16 protein-coding genes are annotated in these 18,730 nt (G+C 71.9%); 9 read left to right on the plus strand and 7 right to left on the minus strand.

All coding sequences use genetic code 11. The features are described 5' to 3' along the window. Window positions 1-73: 73 nt before the first annotated feature. Window positions 74-1,693: an acyl-CoA synthetase gene (locus tag HW837_RS22765; protein ID WP_045555678.1), complete on the minus strand. Its 1,620-nt coding sequence runs from the start codon at window positions 1,691-1,693 to the stop codon at window positions 74-76. Between the two features lie 169 nt (window positions 1,694-1,862). Between HW837_RS22765 and HW837_RS22770 the strand changes: the two genes are divergently transcribed. From HW837_RS22770 to HW837_RS22800, 7 genes are all read left to right on the plus strand, one after another. After that, window positions 1,863-2,663: a crotonase/enoyl-CoA hydratase family protein gene (locus HW837_RS22770; RefSeq protein ID WP_045555677.1), complete on the plus strand. Its 801-nt coding sequence runs from the start codon at window positions 1,863-1,865 to the stop codon at window positions 2,661-2,663. A 140-nt stretch (window positions 2,664-2,803) separates the two neighbouring features. Continuing rightward, complete coding sequence (locus HW837_RS22775) at window positions 2,804-3,745, plus strand: Zn-ribbon domain-containing OB-fold protein (protein ID WP_045555676.1); 942 nt, start codon at window positions 2,804-2,806, stop codon at window positions 3,743-3,745. Beyond that, window positions 3,742-4,812 (plus strand): thiolase domain-containing protein, encoded by a 1,071-nt coding sequence (locus HW837_RS22780; RefSeq protein ID WP_193380187.1) that lies wholly within the window; start codon window positions 3,742-3,744, stop codon window positions 4,810-4,812. The genes HW837_RS22775 and HW837_RS22780 overlap by 4 nt, the downstream gene beginning before the upstream one ends. Continuing rightward, window positions 4,809-5,975, plus strand: coding sequence for a thiolase domain-containing protein (locus HW837_RS22785; protein WP_045555674.1), 1,167 nt, complete (start codon window positions 4,809-4,811; stop codon window positions 5,973-5,975). Before HW837_RS22780 ends, HW837_RS22785 begins: the two co-directional genes overlap by 4 nt. Window positions 5,976-6,057: 82 nt before the next feature. Then, the gene (locus tag HW837_RS22790) at window positions 6,058-6,303 is read left to right on the plus strand and encodes a DUF397 domain-containing protein (RefSeq protein ID WP_045555673.1); all 246 of its coding nucleotides are present in this window, start codon (window positions 6,058-6,060) and stop codon (window positions 6,301-6,303) included. A gap of 145 nt (window positions 6,304-6,448) precedes the next feature. Further along, the gene (locus HW837_RS22795; RefSeq protein WP_093789002.1) at window positions 6,449-7,051 is read left to right on the plus strand and encodes a CGNR zinc finger domain-containing protein; all 603 of its coding nucleotides are present in this window, start codon (window positions 6,449-6,451) and stop codon (window positions 7,049-7,051) included. A 68-nt stretch (window positions 7,052-7,119) separates the two neighbouring features. Then, a complete protein-coding gene (locus HW837_RS22800; protein WP_045555671.1) occupies window positions 7,120-7,617 on the plus strand; it encodes a hypothetical protein in 498 nt (165 codons plus the stop codon). Between the two features lie 68 nt (window positions 7,618-7,685). Here the strand turns inward: HW837_RS22800 and HW837_RS22805 are convergent, their stop codons facing one another. Together HW837_RS22805 and HW837_RS22810 are read right to left on the minus strand one after the other, a co-directional pair. Then, window positions 7,686-9,656, minus strand: coding sequence for an N-acetylmuramoyl-L-alanine amidase (locus HW837_RS22805; protein ID WP_193380188.1), 1,971 nt, complete (start codon window positions 9,654-9,656; stop codon window positions 7,686-7,688). 235 nt (window positions 9,657-9,891) lie between these two features. After that, window positions 9,892-11,034: an aminoglycoside phosphotransferase family protein gene (locus HW837_RS22810; protein ID WP_193380189.1), complete on the minus strand. Its 1,143-nt coding sequence runs from the start codon at window positions 11,032-11,034 to the stop codon at window positions 9,892-9,894. Between the two features lie 236 nt (window positions 11,035-11,270). Between HW837_RS22810 and HW837_RS22815 the strand changes: the two genes are divergently transcribed. Next, entirely contained in the window at window positions 11,271-12,782 is a 1,512-nt protein-coding gene (locus HW837_RS22815) for a DNA-binding protein NsdB (protein ID WP_193380190.1), read from the plus strand. A 35-nt stretch (window positions 12,783-12,817) separates the two neighbouring features. Here the strand turns inward: HW837_RS22815 and HW837_RS22820 are convergent, their stop codons facing one another. Next, the gene (locus HW837_RS22820; RefSeq protein WP_193380191.1) at window positions 12,818-14,251 is read right to left on the minus strand and encodes a PP2C family protein-serine/threonine phosphatase; all 1,434 of its coding nucleotides are present in this window, start codon (window positions 14,249-14,251) and stop codon (window positions 12,818-12,820) included. A 376-nt stretch (window positions 14,252-14,627) separates the two neighbouring features. Here HW837_RS22820 and HW837_RS22825 point away from each other — a divergent pair, with 376 nt between their 5' ends. Further along, window positions 14,628-15,041: an SsgA family sporulation/cell division regulator gene (locus tag HW837_RS22825; RefSeq protein WP_045555666.1), complete on the plus strand. Its 414-nt coding sequence runs from the start codon at window positions 14,628-14,630 to the stop codon at window positions 15,039-15,041. Window positions 15,042-15,081: 40 nt separating this feature from the next. On the opposite strand, the gene HW837_RS22830 is transcribed toward HW837_RS22825, so the two are convergent. The 3 genes from HW837_RS22830 to HW837_RS22840 form a co-directional block, all read right to left on the minus strand. Further along, a complete protein-coding gene (locus HW837_RS22830; RefSeq protein ID WP_093789004.1) occupies window positions 15,082-16,185 on the minus strand; it encodes a baeRF3 domain-containing protein in 1,104 nt (367 codons plus the stop codon). A 162-nt stretch (window positions 16,186-16,347) separates the two neighbouring features. Next, window positions 16,348-16,878, minus strand: a complete 531-nt coding sequence (locus HW837_RS22835) for a DUF4232 domain-containing protein (RefSeq protein ID WP_045555664.1) — start codon at window positions 16,876-16,878, stop codon at window positions 16,348-16,350. Window positions 16,879-17,002: 124 nt separating this feature from the next. Next, the gene (locus tag HW837_RS22840) at window positions 17,003-18,664 is read right to left on the minus strand and encodes an alpha/beta hydrolase (RefSeq protein WP_045555663.1); all 1,662 of its coding nucleotides are present in this window, start codon (window positions 18,662-18,664) and stop codon (window positions 17,003-17,005) included. Window positions 18,665-18,730 lie beyond the last annotated feature (66 nt).

The following is an 18,730-nucleotide window of genomic DNA, read 5'->3' on the forward strand; positions in this document are numbered from 1 at the left end:
ACGCGGCCGGCGCGGGCAGGACGCGCAGGGCGCCGCCCGCGCGCCGCTCACGCGTCCGCCGCCCGCGCACCGCTCACGCGTCCGCAGCCACCGCCACCGAGCGCGCCCAGCGGTAGTCCGCCTTGCCGCTCGGGGAACGCCGGATGGAGTCGGTCAGGACCAGCTGGCGGGGGATCTTGTAGCCGGCCAGGCGGGTACGGCAGTGGGTCTGGATGTCCTCCAGCGACGGCTGGACCGCCCCCTCGCGCAGCTGCACCACGGCGGCCACATGGTTGCCCCACCGGACGTCCGGCACTCCGGCGACCAGCGCGTCGTAGACGTCCGGGTGGGCCTTGAGCGCCTGCTCGACCTCCTCCGGATACACCTTCTCGCCACCGGTGTTGATGCACTGCGAACCCCGGCCGAGGACCGTGACGACACCCTCCTCGTCGACGGTGGCCATGTCGCCGAGCAACACCCAGCGCTCGCCGTCCCGCTCGAAGAAGGTCTCGGCGGTCTTCCGCGGGTCGTTGTAGTAGCCGAGGGGGACATGGCCGCGCTGTGCCACCCGCCCCGGCACACCGACCGGGACCGGCTCGTACGTCGCCGGGTCCACGACCCGCGTGCGGGAGTGGACGCGGATGCGGAAACCGTCGCCGGCGCCCGCGTCCTGTGTGGCCGTGCCGTTGAAACCGGACTCCGACGACCCGAAGTTGTTCAGCAGCATCGCGTTCGGCACCAGCGCCTGGAACTGCCGCCGGACCGTCTCCGACATGATCGCCCCGGACGACGACACGCTGAACAACGACGAACAGTCCGTGCCCTTCATCGGGCCGCCCAGCGCGTCGATCAGCGGGCGCAGCATCGCGTCGCCGACCAGCGACACACTGGTCACCTTCTCCCGCTCGATCGTCCGCAGGACCTCCTCGGGCACGAACTTGCGGTGGATCACCACCCGTTGCCCGAAGTTGAACCCGATGAACGCGGTGAGCGTGGACGTGCCGTGCATCAGCGGGGCGGTGGGGAAGAACGTGATCCCCTCGCCCCCGGCGGCGACCCGCTCGGCCAGCTCCTCCGGCGACTTCACCGGCTCCCCGGTCGGCGCGCCGCCACCCAGCCCCGAGAAGAACAGATCCTCCTGACGCCACATCACCCCCTTCGGCATGCCCGTCGTGCCGCCGGTGTAGATGATGAACTGGTCGTCGCCCGAGCGTGCCGGGAAGCCCCGGCCGTCGGACGCGGCGGCCTCCGCCTCGGTGAAGGCGACGGCGTCGAGGGTGGGCGCGTCCGGTGCGGGGGTCCCCACCCGCACCAGCTGCCGCAGCTTCTCCGTCCGCGGCAGCGCGGCCGCCACCCGCCCCGTGAACTCCGCGTCGAAGACCAGGCCGGCCAGATCGGCGTCCCGGTAGAGATAGACCAACTCGTCTTCCACGTAGCGGTAGTTGACGTTGACCGGCACGATGCGGGCCTTGAGGCAGCCGAGCGCGGTCTGGAGGTACTCGACACCGTTGTAGAGGTGCAGACCGACGTGCTCGCCGGGCTCGATCCCCCGGTCGAGCAGATGGTGGCCGATCCGGTTCGCAGCCGCGTCCAGCTCCGCGTAGGTGAGCCGTCGGGCCGCGCCCGTACCGGGGATGTCGAGGCACGCGAGCGCCGCCCGGTCGGGGACCACGTCGACGACCGACTCGAACAGGTCGGCAAGGTTGTACTCCACCGCACTCCTCCTGACCCCGCTGCCCCTCGGTTGCCGGTCATCAGAGCAAAGGGCGGCACAACTGTGAAGAGTCCCCGCACAGAAATCTGACTGTCTGTCAGAAAACCCTTGAAGTGCCGACGCGCCTACTGCAACCTGTTCTCGTTTCCTGTGGACGAAAGGACACCGGATGAGCGGCACCGAACACCTCACCGTGCGACGCGAAGGCGCCACACTGGTGCTCACGCTCAACAGGCCCGAGGCCAAGAACGCGCTCTCGCTGCCGATGCTGGTCGGGCTGTACGACGGCTGGATCCAGGCCGACGAGGACGAGGAGGTCCGCTCGATCGTCCTCACCGGGGCCGGCGGCGCCTTCTGCGCCGGGATGGACCTGAAGGCCCTCGCGGGCAAGGGGATGGAGGGACAGGAGTACCGCGACCGACTCAAGGCCGACCCCGATCTGCACTGGAAGGCGATGCTCCGCCACCACCGGCCCCGCAAACCGGTCGTCGCCGCGGTCGAGGGGCACTGCGTCGCGGGCGGCACCGAGATCCTCCAGGGCACGGACATCCGCGTCGCCGGCGAATCGGCCACCTTCGGCCTCTTCGAGGTCAGGCGCGGACTCTTCCCGATCGGCGGCTCCACCGTCCGCCTCCAGCGGCAGATCCCCCGCACACACGCCCTGGAGATGCTGCTCACCGGGCGGCCCTACAGCGCGCGTGAGGCCGCCGGGATCGGCCTCGTCGGGCATGTCGTGCCCGACGGCACCGCCCTGACCAAGGCCCTGGAGATCGCCGAACAGATCAACGCGTGCGGGCCGCTGGCGGTGGAGGCGGTGAAGGCGTCCGTGTACGAGACGGCCGAGATGACCGAAACGGAGGGGCTGGCCGCCGAGTTGAAGCGGGGGTGGCCGGTCTTCGACACGGCCGACGCGAAGGAGGGTGCCCGTGCCTTCGCCGAGAAGCGGGCCCCTGTGTACAAGCGCGCGTAGGTGTACTGCTCGGGGAGGTTGTGATTCGGCTGCGGCTGGGTGGGGCTTCTCGCGCCCACGCGGCGGAGCCGCATATCGACAACGCCCCGCGCCCCTGAAGGGGCGCTCCCGTGCCCCTCTTTCGAAGGATGCAAGCTTCTATGTCCGCAATCCTCAAAGCGCCCCTCACCGTCGAGTTTCCCTTCACCCGCTCCGTCGGCCCCGTACAGAGCGCCTTCCTCACAGGATTGCGAGAACGGGTCGTCCTCGGGGTACGCACCGGAGACGGCAGGGTTCTTGTCCCGCCCGTCGAGTACGACCCCGTCACCGCCGAGGAGATCCGCGATCTCGTCGAGGTGGCGTCCACCGGGACCGTGACCACCTGGGCCTGGAACCACGAGCCACGCCGGGGGCAGCCGCTCGTCACCCCCTTCGCCTGGGTGCTGGTGCGGCTCGACGGCGCCGACACGGCCCTGCTGCACGCCCTCGACGCGCCCGGCCCCGACGCCGTGCGCACCGGCATGCGGGTCCGTGTGCGGTGGGCGGAGGAGCGGTCCGGCGCCATCACGGACATCGCCTGCTTCGAACCGTACGACGGCGAACCGGAGGAACCGGCGGGCCACAGCGGTGTCTTCGACGACGCGGTCACCGGCATCGTCGCCGCCGCCCGCCTCGACTACACCTACTCGCCCGGCCGCGCCCAGACCGGCTACATCGAGGCCCTCGGCGACCGGCGCATCGTCGGCGAACGCTGCCCGTCCTGCCGCAAGGTCTACGTCCCGCCCCGGGGCGCCTGCCCGACCTGCGGGGTGGCCACCGAGGAACGGGTCGAGGTCGGCCCGGCCGGCACGGTCACCACCTTCTGCATCGTCAACATCAAGGCGAAGAACCTCGACATCGAAGTCCCCTACGTCTACGCCCACATCGCCCTCGACGGCGCCGGACTCGCCCTGCACGGCCGGATCGCCGGCATCCCCTACGACCAGGTGCGCATGGGGCTGCGCGTGGAGCCGGTGTGGACCGAGGGCGCCCGCTACCCCGACCACTACCGGCCCACCGGCGAGACCGACGCGGACTACGACATGTTCAAGGAGCTGCTGTGACGCGCGAAGAAGCCCCGGGCGCCCGAGACATCGCCGTCGTCGCCTTCGCCCAGACCGACCACCGGCGCACCAGCGAGGAGCTCTCCGAGGTGGAGATGCTCATGCCGGTGCTGCACGAGGTCATGGCACGCACCGGGCTCAGGACCGCCGACATCGGCTTCACCTGCTCCGGCTCCAGCGACTACCTCGCCGGCCGCGCCTTCTCCTTCACCCTCGCCCTCGACGGCGTGGGCGCCTGGCCGCCGATCTCCGAGTCGCACGTCGAGATGGACGGGGCGTGGGCGCTGTACGAGGCCTGGGTGAAACTCAGCACGGGTGACGTCGACACCGCGCTCGTCTACTCCTACGGCAAGTCCTCGCCGGGCTCCGTACGCGACGTCCTCACCCGGCAGTTGGACCCGTACTACCTGGCCCCGCTCTGGCCCGACTCCGTCGCCCTCGCCGCCCTCCAGGCCCAGGCCCTCATCGACACGGGTGCCACGGACGAGCCGGCGCTGGCGGCGATCGGGGCCCGCAGCCGCGCGGACGCCGCCGGCAACCCCCATGCGCAGCTGCGGGGTTCGGTGCCGCAGGGCGACTACCTCGTCCGTCCGCTGCGCACCGGGGACTGCCCGCCCATCGGGGACGGCGCCGCCGCCGTGGTCCTCGCGGCGGGGGAGCGTGCCCAGGAACTGTGCGAGCGGCCCGCCTGGATCCGGGGCATCGACCACCGTGTGGAGGCGCACGGCATCGGGGTGCGCGATCTGACCGACTCGCCGTCCACCCGGATCGCCGCGGAGCGCGCCGGTGTCTTCGAACGACCCGTCGACAGCGCCGAGTTGCACGCCCCCTTCAGCTCCCAGGAGGTGATCCTGCGGAAGGTGCTGGGGCTCGACGAGACCGTGCGTGTCAATCCCTCGGGCGGGGCGCAGGCCGCCAACCCGATCATGGCCGCCGGGCTGATCCGCATCGGTGAGGCCGCGGCCCGCATCCACCGGGGCGAGTCCGACCGGGCGTTGGCGCACGCCACCTCCGGCCCCTGTCTGCAACAGAACCTGGTCGCCGTACTCGAAGGGGATCCCCGATGAGCAAGGAGCCCGTGGCCGTCGTAGGCGTCGGCCAGACCAAGCACGTGGCGGCGCGCCGGGACGTGTCGATCGCCGGGCTCGTCCGGGAGGCCGCCCGACGGGCCCTCGACGACGCTGAGTTGGACTGGGCCGACATCGAGGCCGTGGTCATCGGCAAGGCGCCCGACTTCTTCGAGGGCGTCATGATGCCGGAGCTGTACCTCGCGGACGCGCTCGGCGCGGTGGGCAAGCCCATGATGCGGGTGCACACCGCCGGCTCCGTCGGCGGCTCCACGGCCCTGGTCGCCGCGAGCCTCGTCGCCGCCCGTGTCCACGGCACGGTGCTCACCCTCGCCTTCGAGAAACAGTCCGAATCCAACGCCATGTGGGGGCTGTCCCTGCCGATCCCGTTCCAGCAGCCGCTGCTGGCGGGCGCGGGCGGCTTCTTCGCCCCGCACGTGCGCGCGTACATGCGGCGCAGCGGTGCTCCCGACACCGTCGGTTCCCTGGTCGCGTACAAGAACCGCCGCAACGCGCTGAAGAACCCGTACGCCCATCTCCACGAGCACGACATCACCCTGGAGAAGGTCCAGGCCTCGCCCATGCTGTGGGACCCGATCCGCTACTCGGAGACCTGCCCGTCCTCCGACGGGGCGGTGGCCATGGTCCTCACCGACCGGGCGGGCGCCGCACGCGCGCCCCGGCCGGCCGCGTGGATGCACGGCGGCGCCATGCGCAGCGAACCGACCCTCTTCGCGGGCAAGGACAGCGTGTCGCCGCGCGCGGGACGCGACTGCGCCGCCGACGTGTACCGGCAGGCGGGCATCGCGGATCCGCGCCGGGAGATCGACGCCGTGGAGATGTACGTGCCGTTCTCCTGGTACGAGCCGATGTGGCTGGAGAACCTCGGCTTCGCCGCCGAGGGGGAGGGCTGGAAACTCACCGAGTCCGGTGTCACCGAACTGGACGGTGACCTTCCGGTCGACATGTCCGGCGGGGTCCTCTCCACCAACCCCATCGGCGCCTCCGGCATGATCCGGTTCGCCGAGGCCGCGCTCCAGGTGCGGGGCCTCGCCGGGGAACACCAGGTCGAGGGCGCTCGGCGGGTGCTGGGCCACGCCTACGGCGGCGGTTCGCAGTTCTTCTCGATGTGGCTCGTGGGCGCAGAGCCGCCCGCCACCTGAACCGCCCCCTCACTCGGCCTGTGCGCGGTGGGGGTCGATCGCTAGTCTGGCGGGCGGACGACGAACCGGGAGGAGCACGGACGTGGCCGAGACCACCATGCAGCAGCGATCCCTCGACGGCTGGCACAAGCCGGCGCAACTGGACCTGAGCAACGCGGACTGGCGCTCGAGCAGCCAGGGGCGGGGAGATGTCCAGATCGCCTTTGTCGAGGGCTTCATCGCCATGCGCAACAGCGGCAGCCCCGAGAGCCCCTCGCTGATCTTCACCCCCGCCGAATGGGGTGCCTTCGTGTCGGGGGCCCGTGAGGGCGAGTTCGACCTGACCTGAGCCGCCCTGCGTGCCGAGCGGTGGGCGGCGGGGCCGCCCACCACCGGCGCGGCCTCCCCGTCCGGGGCCCGCCGGGTCACGGGCCCCTCCGGCACGGCGCCCGCGACGGGATCTAATGGATGGCGGCTCCCTTATCATTAGCGGCATGGAGCACTCGATCAGCGGGGACGCACAGCTCGCCCTGGATCTCGCCCTGACCCTCCGCCACGACGGCAGCGGAGGCGTCGCCGACGACCTGACCGACGTCATGGGACTCGCCACCTGGGTCCGGGCCCACGCGGACTCGGTGCCGGCCACCGCCGGCACGGCCCTCGACGAGGCCACGCTCACCTCCGTACGCGACCTCCGCGGCGCCGTCCGCGCCCTCTTCGCCCGCGCCGTCAGCCCCGGCGAACCCAGCCCCGCCGACGCCACCCGACTGCTGCCCCTCCCGGAGGCCCTGGCGCTCCTCAACGAGGCCGCCGCCCTCACCCCGACCGTCCCGCTCCTCACCTGGGCCCCCGGTGCCGACCCCGTCGTGCACCACCGGCCCGCCACCGGCGAGGACCCGCTCACCGCCGCCCTCGCCCGCGCCGCGCTGGCCTTCCTGGCGAGCCCCGAGCGACAGCGGCTGCGCGCCTGCCACGCACCACGCTGCGTGCGCTACTTCCTCAAGGAACACCCCCGCCAGGAATGGTGCAAACCCTCCTGCGGCAACCGCGCCCGAGTGGCCCGCCACCACGACCGCCGCCGGAGGACCGCGGCCTGACGGCGGAGACGGCCGATCGCGGCGCTCCCTCGGCTCCACCGTCGGACGACACGCCGTACCATTGCGGCATGTCCTTCCTCCGCCGCCGCAGCGCCACGCCCGCCGGGCCCGATTTCGACGTACTGGCCATGGATCCGGGCGATTGGCCGGGCAATCTCGGTGCCGGTCTGCTGCCCGCCCCCGACGGGAGCTGTCAGGGCGTCTTCCTGCGCTACGACCTCTTCGGCGGCCGAGGCCCCGCGATGATCATCGGCAACCTCCCGGAGGGCTCCCCGGCGCGCGAGGTCGCCGACGACGAGATCCCCTTCGAGGTGGCCCAGCTGCTGATCGCGCTGGAGAACGAGGAGGAGATCACCGTCGTCGGCTCCGAGGACATCCCGGTGATGCAGGGCGACAACCTGCTCATCGTCCGCCGCCTCAAGCTCTCCGAGTCCCGGATCTCCTGCGTCCAGTTCGACCGCAGCGACAACGTCCTGGTGACCATCGCCGCCTGGGACCGCCCCATCACCGACGACCTGTACGCACTGCTCAAGCCCCTCCCGGCGGAGCTGTTCCAGCAGGCCTGATCGACGACGAGGACGAACACGGGGAAGGGCCGGGTGCGCGCACCCGGCCCTTCCCCGTCTCCGCGCACTCACCCGGCCGGCAGCACCCGCACATCAGCCGCTCGCACGAACGCCACCCGGTGACCGAACTGGATCTCGTAGTAGAGGTCCTTGCCGACCACGAACCGGTGCCCGCTCGTGTCGAAGGTGACGGCGTAGTAGTACTCGCCGGGCACCAGGCCCCCGGTGACGTACTTCTGCCCCTTCAGGAGCTTGTACGGCCACGGCGACACCGCCTGCGCCGGCACGCCCGCCGGGTACGCCGCCGCCTCCGGATAGGCCCGCCCGTACACCGGGATGTCCGCCAGACCGTCCCGGGGCGTCACCACCAGCCCGGCCGCGCCGACCGCCGTCGGCTTGCTCTGCGGGTTCTGGAACCAGGCCTTCTGCCCCAGGAACCAGATCGCCGTCCAGTCGCCCTGCCGCTCCGCGACCGCGTACTGCTGCCCGGTGGAGACCCGCGAACCGAGGTCGTTCACATTGGTCGTCGAGACGCTGCCGTCCGGCCGCAGCCCGATGTCCTTGATCAGGGGCGAGGTCACATCGGGCCGGCTGTAGAGACGGACGGCGCTGGAACCGTGCACCGCGCAGGTCGCGCCGCCGGACCCGCACCCGGTGAACACGGGCCGGTTGTCGGCGTAGTCCGGGAGGACGGTGACCATGGTGCTGGCGCCGCCGGCCGTCGCGCCGAGCGGCTTGCCCAGCAGCTCGAAGTAGTGCCGCCAGTCCCAGTACGGACCCGGGTCGGTGTGCATCCCCGGGATCGTCGCCGTCGTCGGACCGGGCACGGTGTCATGGCCCAGGATGTGCTGCCGGTCCAGCGGGACGTCGTACTTGTCGGCCAGGTACCGCACCAGCCGCGCCGACGTACGGTACATGGCCTCCGTGTACCAGGCGTCCGGGGAGGCGAGGAACCCCTCGTGCTCCAGACCGATCGACCCCGTGTTGACATACCAGTTGCCGGCGTGCCAGCCCACGTCCTTGTGCTTGATGTGCTGCGCGATGTGCCCGTCCGTGGAACGCAGCGAGTAGTGCCACGACACGTACGTCGGGTCCTGGACCAGTTCGAGGGTGGTGTCCCAGTAGCCCTCGGTGTCATGGACGACGATGTACCGGATGGGCTGCGCGTTCGGCCGGTCGGCCAGGTCGTGGTTGCCGTAGTCGTTGTCGCCGAACTCCTGGTACGGCGCCGGGATCCACTCGCAGGACACGGTGGTCGGGCACTGGGCACCGGTGGCGGACTTGCGCAGTCCCGTCCGGGACAGCTGGCCCGTGTCGGGGGCGAGGTCCGGGTCGGCGGCCAGGGTCACCCGCTGGCCGGCGTCCGTGACGCGCTCGGCGCCGGCCCGGATGACCGCGAACACCTCGTTCGCGTACGCCGCCGCCGTGGCCCGGTCGTCGGCGCCCGAGAAACGCGCCACCGCCCCGTACCAGGCGGCCGGATCGGCGCTCGGTTCCGCGCCGAGCTGCCGCTGGGCGGCGGCGAGCAGCGCCGCGCCGCCCGCCACGTTCGCCCCGACGTCCGTGCGCAGCGTCCGTGCGGGCAGCCCGGTCAGCTCGGCCGCCTTCGTCAACGTCCGCAGCCGGGCCGGGAGTTCCGACGGCTCCGGCAGCCGCGCCTCGGGCACCGGGAGCGGCCGGGACTCGTCGCCGCGCGCGTCCTCCGCGCCCTCGCTGTGGTGCGGGGCCCCGGCCAGGGCGGTGCGGGCGTCGGTGAGGTGCATGGGCCCGTACCCGCCGGTCACACTGGGCGCGCCGCCGTGCGCGTCCCAACGGGACTGGAGGTAGGAGACACCGAGCAGGACACTGCGCGGTACGCCGTACCTCTCGGCCGCGGCGGTGAACGCGCCCTGCAGACCGGTGGGGGCCGACGGCCCGCTCCCCGGCGGGGCGGCACCCAGCAGGGGCAGCAGCAGGACGCCCGGTGCCACGGCGAGCGCCGCTCTGCGGACACGTCTGGGACGCGGGGTGGGCCTGCGGTCGGTGGGGGATCCTCGCAAGGCGGCCTCCTCTAACGGTGGGGCGTTGGCGGGGCGGCGGACCAAGGGCTCCTCCCGCGGGCGAAGCCGAGCGTGGGGGAGTGCGTCAGTGCTATCGGTCGGCCGACGATCCGTCAATCATGCCCCCAGGAGGCCGCTTCCCCGGTGATTGCCGGACGCACGGCAGGCCCCGGGTCATGACGAAGGTCCGCGGCGTGCGCCCTTGCGCAGGCACACCGCGGACCTTCGTATCCCCTCAGCGAGTGCCGACCGCCGCCCGTACGGCCTTGCGGGCCAGCTGGCAGTCGTCGTGCAGCCGCCTGAGCAGCAGCCGCTGTTCCTCGCCGGACGGCGCAGCACCCGGGTGGGCCTGACCTGGTGCCGCCGGGGTCGTCTCGTGCATCGAACGCTGCACGGCCGTCTCGTAGGTACGGATCTCGCGGGTCAGCACGAGCATCAGGTTCACCAGGAACGCGTCCCGGGAGGCCAGGCCCGCCGACTGCGCCAGCTGGCTGATCTGCCGCCGTGCCACCGGTGCGTCCCCGAGCACCGCCCACAGCGTCGCCAGGTCGTACCCCGGCAGATACCAGCCCGCGTGCTCCCAGTCCACCAGCACTGGACCGGCCGGTGAGAGCAGGATGTTCGACAGGAGGGCGTCGCCGTGACAGAACTGGCCCATGCCCTGACGGCCGGACGCGTGGGCGATGCCGTGCAGCAGCTTCTGCAGATCGCCCATGTCCCGGTCGGTGAGCAGACCCAGCTCATGGAAACGGGAGATCCGCTCCGCGTAGTCCAGCGGGGCGTCGAACGTCCCCGCCGGCGGCCGCCACGCGTTCAGCCGGCAGATCGCGGCGAGCGCCGTTCGGATGTCGGCGCGCGGTGGCGCCTCCACCGGATGCCGCTGGAGGGCCGCCACCCGCCCCGGCATCCGCTCGATGACCAGGGTGCAGTTGTCCGGGTCCGCCGCGATCAGCCTCGGCGCCCGCACGGGGGGGCGGTGCCGGACGAACGAGCGGTATGCGGCTATTTCGTGCCGGGCCCGCTCCTCCCAGATGGAGGAATGATCCAGTAAACACTTGGCGACGGCCGTGCTGCGCCCTGTCGTACCGACGAGCAGCACCGAGCGGCCACTGCGGCGCAGCACCTGGACCGGGGTGAACTCCGGACAGATGCGGTGCACCGACGCGATCGCCGTGCGCAGCTGCGCGCCCTGGGGGCCGGACAAGTCGAGTCTCCCGCTGAGCGGTTGGGTGCCGAGCCCCGGCACGCGCCGCGTCCGGCCGCCTCCGAGCATCGGGGCCGCCGTACGCGTGGGGTCGAGGTAGGGGCCGCCGCTGCCCGGCTGGCGGGGGTGCAGCGACCGGGGAGGAGCGGACACGGAGGACGATGCTGCGTACATGGGGGAAGACAGATCCCTTCGTGTGCCGGCGAGGTCACGCGCTGCCCGCCCCGGCCGTACCGGGGACACCCTGGGGAGTGCCCGTCGGGGCGACCGGGTCGGGGTGGCGCTTTCCTACCTGACACCGGATGGGCCCTGGCACACCATCTAGCGCACCCTGGCGAAGCCTGGCGAATAGTCCCCGAGCAACTGACAGCGGGCTACATTCAACTCAGCCGAGAACCTGGGGGCTTGACGTGAGCGGACAACCCAATACCCGACTCGCAGACCTGTTCGGCCTGGCCGGCTGGTCCAAGGGAGAGCTCGCGAGGCTGGTCAACCGGCAGGCGGCGGCCATGGGCCACCCCCAGCTGGCGACCGACACCTCACGGGTACGGCGGTGGATCGACATGGGAGAGATCCCGCGCGATCCCGTGCCACGGGTGCTGGCGGCGCTGTTCACCGAGCGTCTCGGCCGTGTCGTGACCATCGAGGACCTCGGTCTGGTCCGGCACGGGCGTACGGGGAAACGGCAGGGCGGCGGGAATGTGGAACATCCCGACGGTGTGCCGTGGGCGCCCGAACGGACCGCCGCGGTCCTCACCGAATTCACGGGAATGGACCTCATGCTCAACCGACGCGGCTTGGTGGGTGCGGGCGTCGCGCTCACCGCGGGACCCGCACTCAGCAGCGCCATGCACGACTGGCTGCACACCGATCCGGCCCTCGCGGCCGACGCCCCCGACCTCGACAACCCCCTGCCCGCCGACCCCGCTGGGTTCGACCGTTACGAGGCCGCCCCCATCGGGTCGCAGGAGATCGAGGAACTGGAGCGCTCGGTCGAGGTGTTCCGGGCCTGGGACGCGGCCCGTGGCGGCGGGCTGCAACGCAAGGCTGTCGTGGGACAGCTCAACGAGGTGGGAGGCATGCTCTCCTACCGCCACCCCGAACATCTCCAGCGGCGCCTGTGGGGCGTCGCCGCCAACCTCGCCGTCCTCGCCGGCTGGATGTCGCACGACATCGGCCTCGAACCCACCGCCCAGAAGTACTTCATCATCGCCGCCCACGCCGCCCGGGAGGGTGGTGACCGGCCCCGCGCCGGCGAGGCCCTCTCCCGGGCGGCCCGACAACTGGTGCACCTCGGCAAGCCCGACGAGGCGCTCGACCTGATGAAACTCGCCCAGTCCGGATCCGGCGACCAGGTCCTGCCGCGCACCAAGGCCATGCTCCACACGGTCGAGGCCTGGGCGCAGGCCTCCCTGGGCAAGGGCCAGGCCATGCGCCGCACCCTGGGCCAGGCCGAGGACCTGTTCGTCTCCGACCGTGGGGACGTACCGCCGCCGAGCTGGATGCAGATGTTCAACGAGGCGGATCTGTACGGCATGCAGGCCCTGGCCTACCGCACCCTCGCGGAGCATGAACCGGCCGCGGCCCAGCACGCCCGGCACTACGCGGAGAAGGCGCTGGACCTCAGGACGAACGCCCAGGGGAGGTCGCAGATCTTCGACTACCTGTCGATGGCCTCGGCCTGCTTCATCGGCGACGACCCGGAGCAGGCCAGCGGGTACGCGCGCCTGGCACTGGCGTCGATGGGCTCCAACTCCTCCCACCGCACCTGGGACCGGCTGCGTGAGATGTACCGGCTCACCGGTCAGTACTCCAGCTATCCGAAGATCCAGGATCTGCGGGAGGAGATCAAGCTCGCCCTGCCCAAGCCCCAGGCGAAGGTCCCGCTGCCGAAGAACAGGGGCGACATCGCCCCGGCGTGACCGCGCGGGGCCCGCTCCTCAGGAGCTGACCCGCCTCAGGAGCTGACCCGGGCGACGAGCACGCACGCGTCGTCCGTGCGCTCCCTCTCGCCGAACTCCTCCACCACTGCCCGTACGCATTCCTGGGCCGTCCGTGCCTCGCCGAACCGCGGGGCCAGGTCCAGCAGCCGCTGGACGGCTGCCTCTCCTCCGCGCCGGGGGACCAGCCCGTCGGTGTGCAGGAGCAGCAGATCGCCCTGTTCGAGGGTCACTTCGGCCTGCCCGTAGACGGCACCCGAGGTCGCTCCGAGCAGTACACCGTCCGGCGCGGGCAGTACGCGCCCCGTCCCGCCGCGGAACAGCAGCGGGGCGGGGTGCCCGGCCTGTGCCCAGACGAGGGTGCGGGTCGCCGGCCGGTAGCGGCAGCAGACGGCACTGCCGAGCGCCGGCTGCACCGTGGCGTCCAGTAACTGGTTGAGGCAGGCCATCAGCCGGCCCGGATCGGTGCCCGACATCGCCATGCCGCGCAGCGCGCCGATCAGCATCGCCATGCCCGAGGTGACGGTGACGCCGTGCCCGGTGAGGTCGCCGACGCTCAACAGGCTCTCGCCGCCCGGCAGTTCCAGGGCGTCGTACCAGTCGCCGCCGATCAGCGCGCTGGTCGAGCAGGGCAGGTAGTGGGCGGCCAGGTCCAGCCGTGCGGGGCCCTGCTGCGGGAGCCGCAGGGGGCCGCGCCACGGCGGCAGCACGGCCTCCTGCAGCTCGACCGCGAGCCGGTGCTCGGTCTGCGCGATGTGCCGCTGACGGTGCAACGAGTCACGCGTCTCGCTCACCGCCCGCTGACTGCGCCGCAGTTCGCTGACGTCCCGCAGGACGGCCCACATGGAGGCCGTGCCGCCGTCGTCGTCGAGCACGGGCTCGCCCATCATGTGCACGGTGCGCACCCCGCCGTCGGGCAGCACGACGCGGAACTCCCCGTCGATGCGTTTCGCGTCGATGAGGCAGTCCGTGACCATCGCCGTCAGGTGCGGACGGTCCTCGTCGAGGACCAGCGACGGCAGTTCGTCCAGGGTGAGCGGCGGGGCGGCGGGGTCGCGGCCGAGGATCTGGAACAGCTCGCCGGACCAGCTCGCCTCGTCCGTCAGGAGGTTCCACTCGGCGCTGCCGACCCGGCTGAGCAGTGACTCGCGCCGAGGAGCCGGTGGCGGCGCGACCGGGATGCCGACCGCGCTCGCGGGGGCGGGCGGCGGCGGTGCCGGACCGTCCCGCAGCTGGGCCAAGTGGTCGTCCAGGTCGCTCAGTTGATGAAGGGCCAGGTCGTAGAGCGCCCGCTGCCAGCGGATCTCGGGATCGGCCTCGTCGGCGGGGGCGTCGCGCCGTACGGCGTCCATGTCGCCCCGCAGCCGTCGCGTCTGCGACATGAGCGCGTCGACCTGGCCGCGTCGGGGCGGCTGGGCGGCGGAGCGATCCGCAGAGAGAGGGGACGGCATCACGTACTCCGATGGGGGACGGTACGACCAACGCTGACGTAAGGGCCGATTACGACTCTGGCACAGCCCCCGACGCGCTGTAAGGGATTTGGCAAGACACGATGCGGTGGTGCTTCCGGCATATGCCACCGTCCTCGCGGTCGGGGTCGCCCACCGCGGGCCGATGCGCGTCCCGAGGGTTCAAGTCGTAGGAATCGTACGTGACTTGACGGACCGTCGACCGCATTCACCTGTCTTTCATTCCCCTGTTCGAAGGGCATATGTGCGAGCGTTCCCTCGGGTCGGTGAGTGACATGGGTCACAGCGATACATCCAGGAGGCCGCGCCCTGCGAAACCTCTCGGCAGGAAGAGCTTCATCCGAAACGGAGACCGTTGATGACCGTCACGCTGGAACAGCCCGCCCGCGCGCTCCTCGTCACCGACGAGGACCGGGAGGTCCCGGTGCCCGCGAGCCTGCGCTATTCCTCCGACGATCCGCTGGCCGTGCACCTCGACTTCCCTGCCGACATCTCGCTGAGCGGTTCGATGGTGACCTGGACCTTCTCCCGGGGACTGCTGGAGGAGGGCGTACGCGCCCCCGCGGGCGCCGGCGACGTGCACATCCGGCCCAGCGGCCGCTGCCGCACGGTGGTGGAGCTGCACTCCCCGCACGGCATGGCCCTGCTCCGGTTCGAGAAGGCGGCACTCCAGCGCTTCCTGCTGCGCAGCTACGCCGTCGTCGCCGCCGGGAGCGAGGAGGTGGGCCCCGCGCTCGACCGGGGTCTGACGTCCCTCCTGCGGGGTGTCTGACCTCCGGCCCGGCGACGCGGGTGCGGGGCCGGAGCGGGGCTCAGTAGCGCAGGACGCCCGCGATGCCGCGCGCGTCGCCGAGCATGCCGTCGGGGACGAAACGGACCTCGGCGCCGGTGTCCAGGCACCGCTCGACGATCTCGTCCACGATGTCCTCGCGGACGTCGAGGTCGCCGCTCTCGGCCGGCACGAGATGCCCGCCGCCGTCACCGTCCGCGCGGACGGCCGTCCGGAAGTTCTCCTCGACGGCCAGCAGCTGGATCCGGCCCTGCTGGGCGTTCTGCCGGACCTCGTCGACGCCCGCGGCGAACGTCTTGTGGCCGCGCGCCGCTTCGAGCCGGCGGGCCACGGTGTCGGCGTTCCTGCGGTCCTCGGCGGCGACCACGGGCCGGACCGCCTGCCACACGGACTCCGGGGTGCCGTGCGCGAGACCGCCGTGCGGGACGTGGGCGGCGTCCCTGGTGACCGTGCCGATCTCGTCCAGCAGGGACAGCGCCGCCGTCTCGCCGGTGACGTACAGGGGGCGCTGCCGGGTGCGCAGCACCCGGGCGAGCGCGGCGTCGGCGTCGCGCAGGAAGTGCCGGGTGTCCTCGTCGCGGAAGGCGGACGGCAGGTCGCCGATCCGCTCCTGGCGCTCGGCGTCGAAGTTGTCGCGGTCCCTGGTCATCGGGAACCCGCCGACGCGCGCCTCGGTCACGCGGTCGCCGCCACCGCTCCACAGGGTGACCCGGTCGGGGGAGACCGCGAGCACCCAGAAGGGCCGCTCGGCGGCCTGCGCGGCCACCAGGTTGCGGGTGAGGAAGGTGTCCGAGAGGACCACGCGCTCCGGCACCGGGCGGGCCAGCGACCAGACCTGGTGCTCACCGGGCGCGGCGAAGATGGCCAGGCCGTCCTCGGCGTGCGTCAGATCCACCTCGGCCAGCGCCCGGTCCAGCTGTTCGACGACGTCGTGGCGCCGCTCCCGGCTGACGGCGGGATCGTGCTCCAGCCGTCTCTTCGCCTCGGCCACGACATTGCGCAGCCGGACCGGATCCTGGCTGTTCTCGGGCTCCCGGCGGTGGGTCGGCGTCAGTACCGACACCGCGGGGTAGGGCCGCGGACGGCGCAGTTCGACGAGGGTCGCGGGGCTGAGGGCATGCTCCATTCCTTCACGATAGGACTGATTCACGTATCGGGCATTTGGGGTAGTCGACTTCCTGGTGCGGGCCTGTGCGCAGGACGGCCGCAGGCGGCGGAAGAGCCCGCCGGCGCGCACCGGTGAGGGTGCGCTCCGACGGGCTCGGCGGGGCGGCGGCCGCCGTGGGGGTCAGCCGACTTCCTTCTTCAGCGCCTTGTCGGCGGCGGCCTTGGACGGCTTCCACCAGGTCGTCACCGGCTCCCAGACCTTGACCTTCTTGGTGGCGCCCAGCTGCTTCAGGGTGAACGTGCGGCCGTAGAGGTTGGGGTTGGCCGACACCGTGACGGTGCCGACGCGACGTGCCTCGGGGTCCTTGAGGTCGGCGATCGTGCGGACCGCGGCGTGGACCGTCTTCCCCGCGCCGACCTTGTACGGGCCGCTCTCGCCCGACGGCACCGGCTGGGCCGCCCCGTCGAGGTCGCCGAAGGTGACGACGGGGAGGCGGTCGATCGTGCAGGCGCGGGTGCCGGTGTTCTTGACGCTGATGTGCACGATCCGCGTGTCCTTCGCCTGCTTGGCCCCCAGCTTGAGGACCTTCGACTTGCAGACCGGGGTCTTCGCGGCGGGCTGGGCCGCGAGCCCCTGGGGGGCGGCGGTCAGCAGGAGCGCGGCACCGGCGGTGGCCACGGTGGAGACGGTGAGCAAGGAACGGATACGCATCGGTGGAATCCCCCAGTTTCAGTCACATACGGGTACGGCACGCGCAAACGTGACGTCTGCCCAGTGTGACGAGCGAGATGCGTCCGGGGTTGTACCGGATGCGCCCGTGTTGCACGCCCGATGCTCAATCGTCGACTCCGCATGAACTTCCGTCGTCGGGCAGCGTCCCGAACAGCAGGAAGTCGTCGACCTTGTCGTGCACGCACTTCGACGACCCGTACCCGGTGTGCCCCTTGCCCTTGTTGTCGAGGACGACCGCCGAGGAGCCGAGCCGCTTCGCCGTCTCCACGGTCCAGCGGTACGGGGTGGCCGGGTCGCCCCGGGTGCCCACGAGCAGCATCTTCGGGGTGTCGACGTCCCGCACCTCGTCGCGGATGAAGTCGGTGCCAGCGGGGCGGCCGTAGCACATCAGCACCTGGGTGAGCCGGTACCGGCCGAACACGGGGGAGGCGTCCTCGTAGGCGGCGCGCAGGTCCGCCAGATCGTCGGTGATCTTCTTGGCGGTGGGCCGGTCGGGGTCGTCGGCGCAGTTGATCGCCATGAGCGCGGCGGGGAGGTTGTCCAGCGGGATCTCCTCGATGTCGACCAGCCCTTCGTGCGGGGTCGGGCTGCCGGACGGGGTGGGGTCGACGGGTTCGTGCGGGCGGGCCGGAGCCGCGGCGCGCTGCGGGGTGCGGTGCGGGGCGCGGTACGGCGTGGCCGGTGGGGCGAAGCCGCCGCCGCTGAGCGCCATGACGCCTCGGGTGTCCCCGTCGTGGACGAGCATGTTGAGCGCCTGCGTGAGCATCGGCCACAGCTGTTCGCTGTAGAGGGCGTGCCCGATGGCGCCCACCAGGTCCTGGCCGGTGAAGTCCTGCCCGAAGTCCGACGGCACGGGGTTCTCGTCCAGTGAGTCGACCAGCGCCACGACCTGCTCACGGGCCGAACGGGAGTCCTGCCCGAACGGGCACGTCAGCTCCTCGGTGCAGGCGTCGAGATAGTTCTCCAGCGCGGTCTGCTGACCCTGGGCGGCCACCAGGTTCTGCTCGGTCAGCGGCTCGGTCAGGGTGTCCACCCCGTCGAGCGCCATCCGGCCCACCTTCCCGGGGAACTGCGCGGCGTACACCGCGCCCAGCCGGGTGCCGTAGGAGAAGCCGAGGTAGTTGAGCTTCTTGTCGCCGAGGGCGGCGCGCATCACATCCAGGTCGCGGGCGGCGTCGAGGGTGCCTATGTGCGGCAGCACCGGGCCGGAGTTCTCCCGGCACTCGGCGGCCGCCCGCCGCAGCCGGTCGAGCGCGATCTTGGGGTCGTCGGTGTCCTCGCCGCCGTCGGTCGCCTCCAGGGCCTCGTCGGTGCCCTCGCCGCAGCTGACCGGGGAGGAACGGCCCACTCCGCGCGGATCGAAGGTGACGACGTCGTAGCCCTTGGTGAGGTCCATGAAGTCCTCGCCGCCGTAGGCGAGTTCGGGCACTCCCGGTCCGCCGGGGCCGCCGAAGTTCAGCAGCAGCGAGCCGCGTGAGTCGCCGGTTGCCCGGTAGCGCGCCAGCGCCAGGTCGAGGGTGCCGGCCCGGGGCCGGGAGTAGTCGAGCGGCACGGTGACCTTGCCGCAGCGCAGATCCCGGGGCATCTCCATGCCCTCGCACTTCGACCACTTGATCTTCTGGTCGTAGAAGCGGCTCAGGTCGGCCCGGCCGTCGTCCTGCTCGTCGTCGGCGCCCGCCGTCAGGGCGGGGAGTCCGGCGCCCAGCAGGGCGAGCACCGCGACCGCGGCTCCGGTGAGAGGGCGCCGCCTGTGCGTGGACCGCATACGTGCCTCCAGGGAAGCCCGGCCAGGGCGACCGGGGACGACCCCCGGATCACCATAGGCGGCCCC

It is taken from the genome of Streptomyces caniscabiei (genome assembly GCF_014930365.1).
Taxonomy (GTDB): domain Bacteria; phylum Actinomycetota; class Actinomycetes; order Streptomycetales; family Streptomycetaceae; genus Streptomyces; species Streptomyces caniscabiei.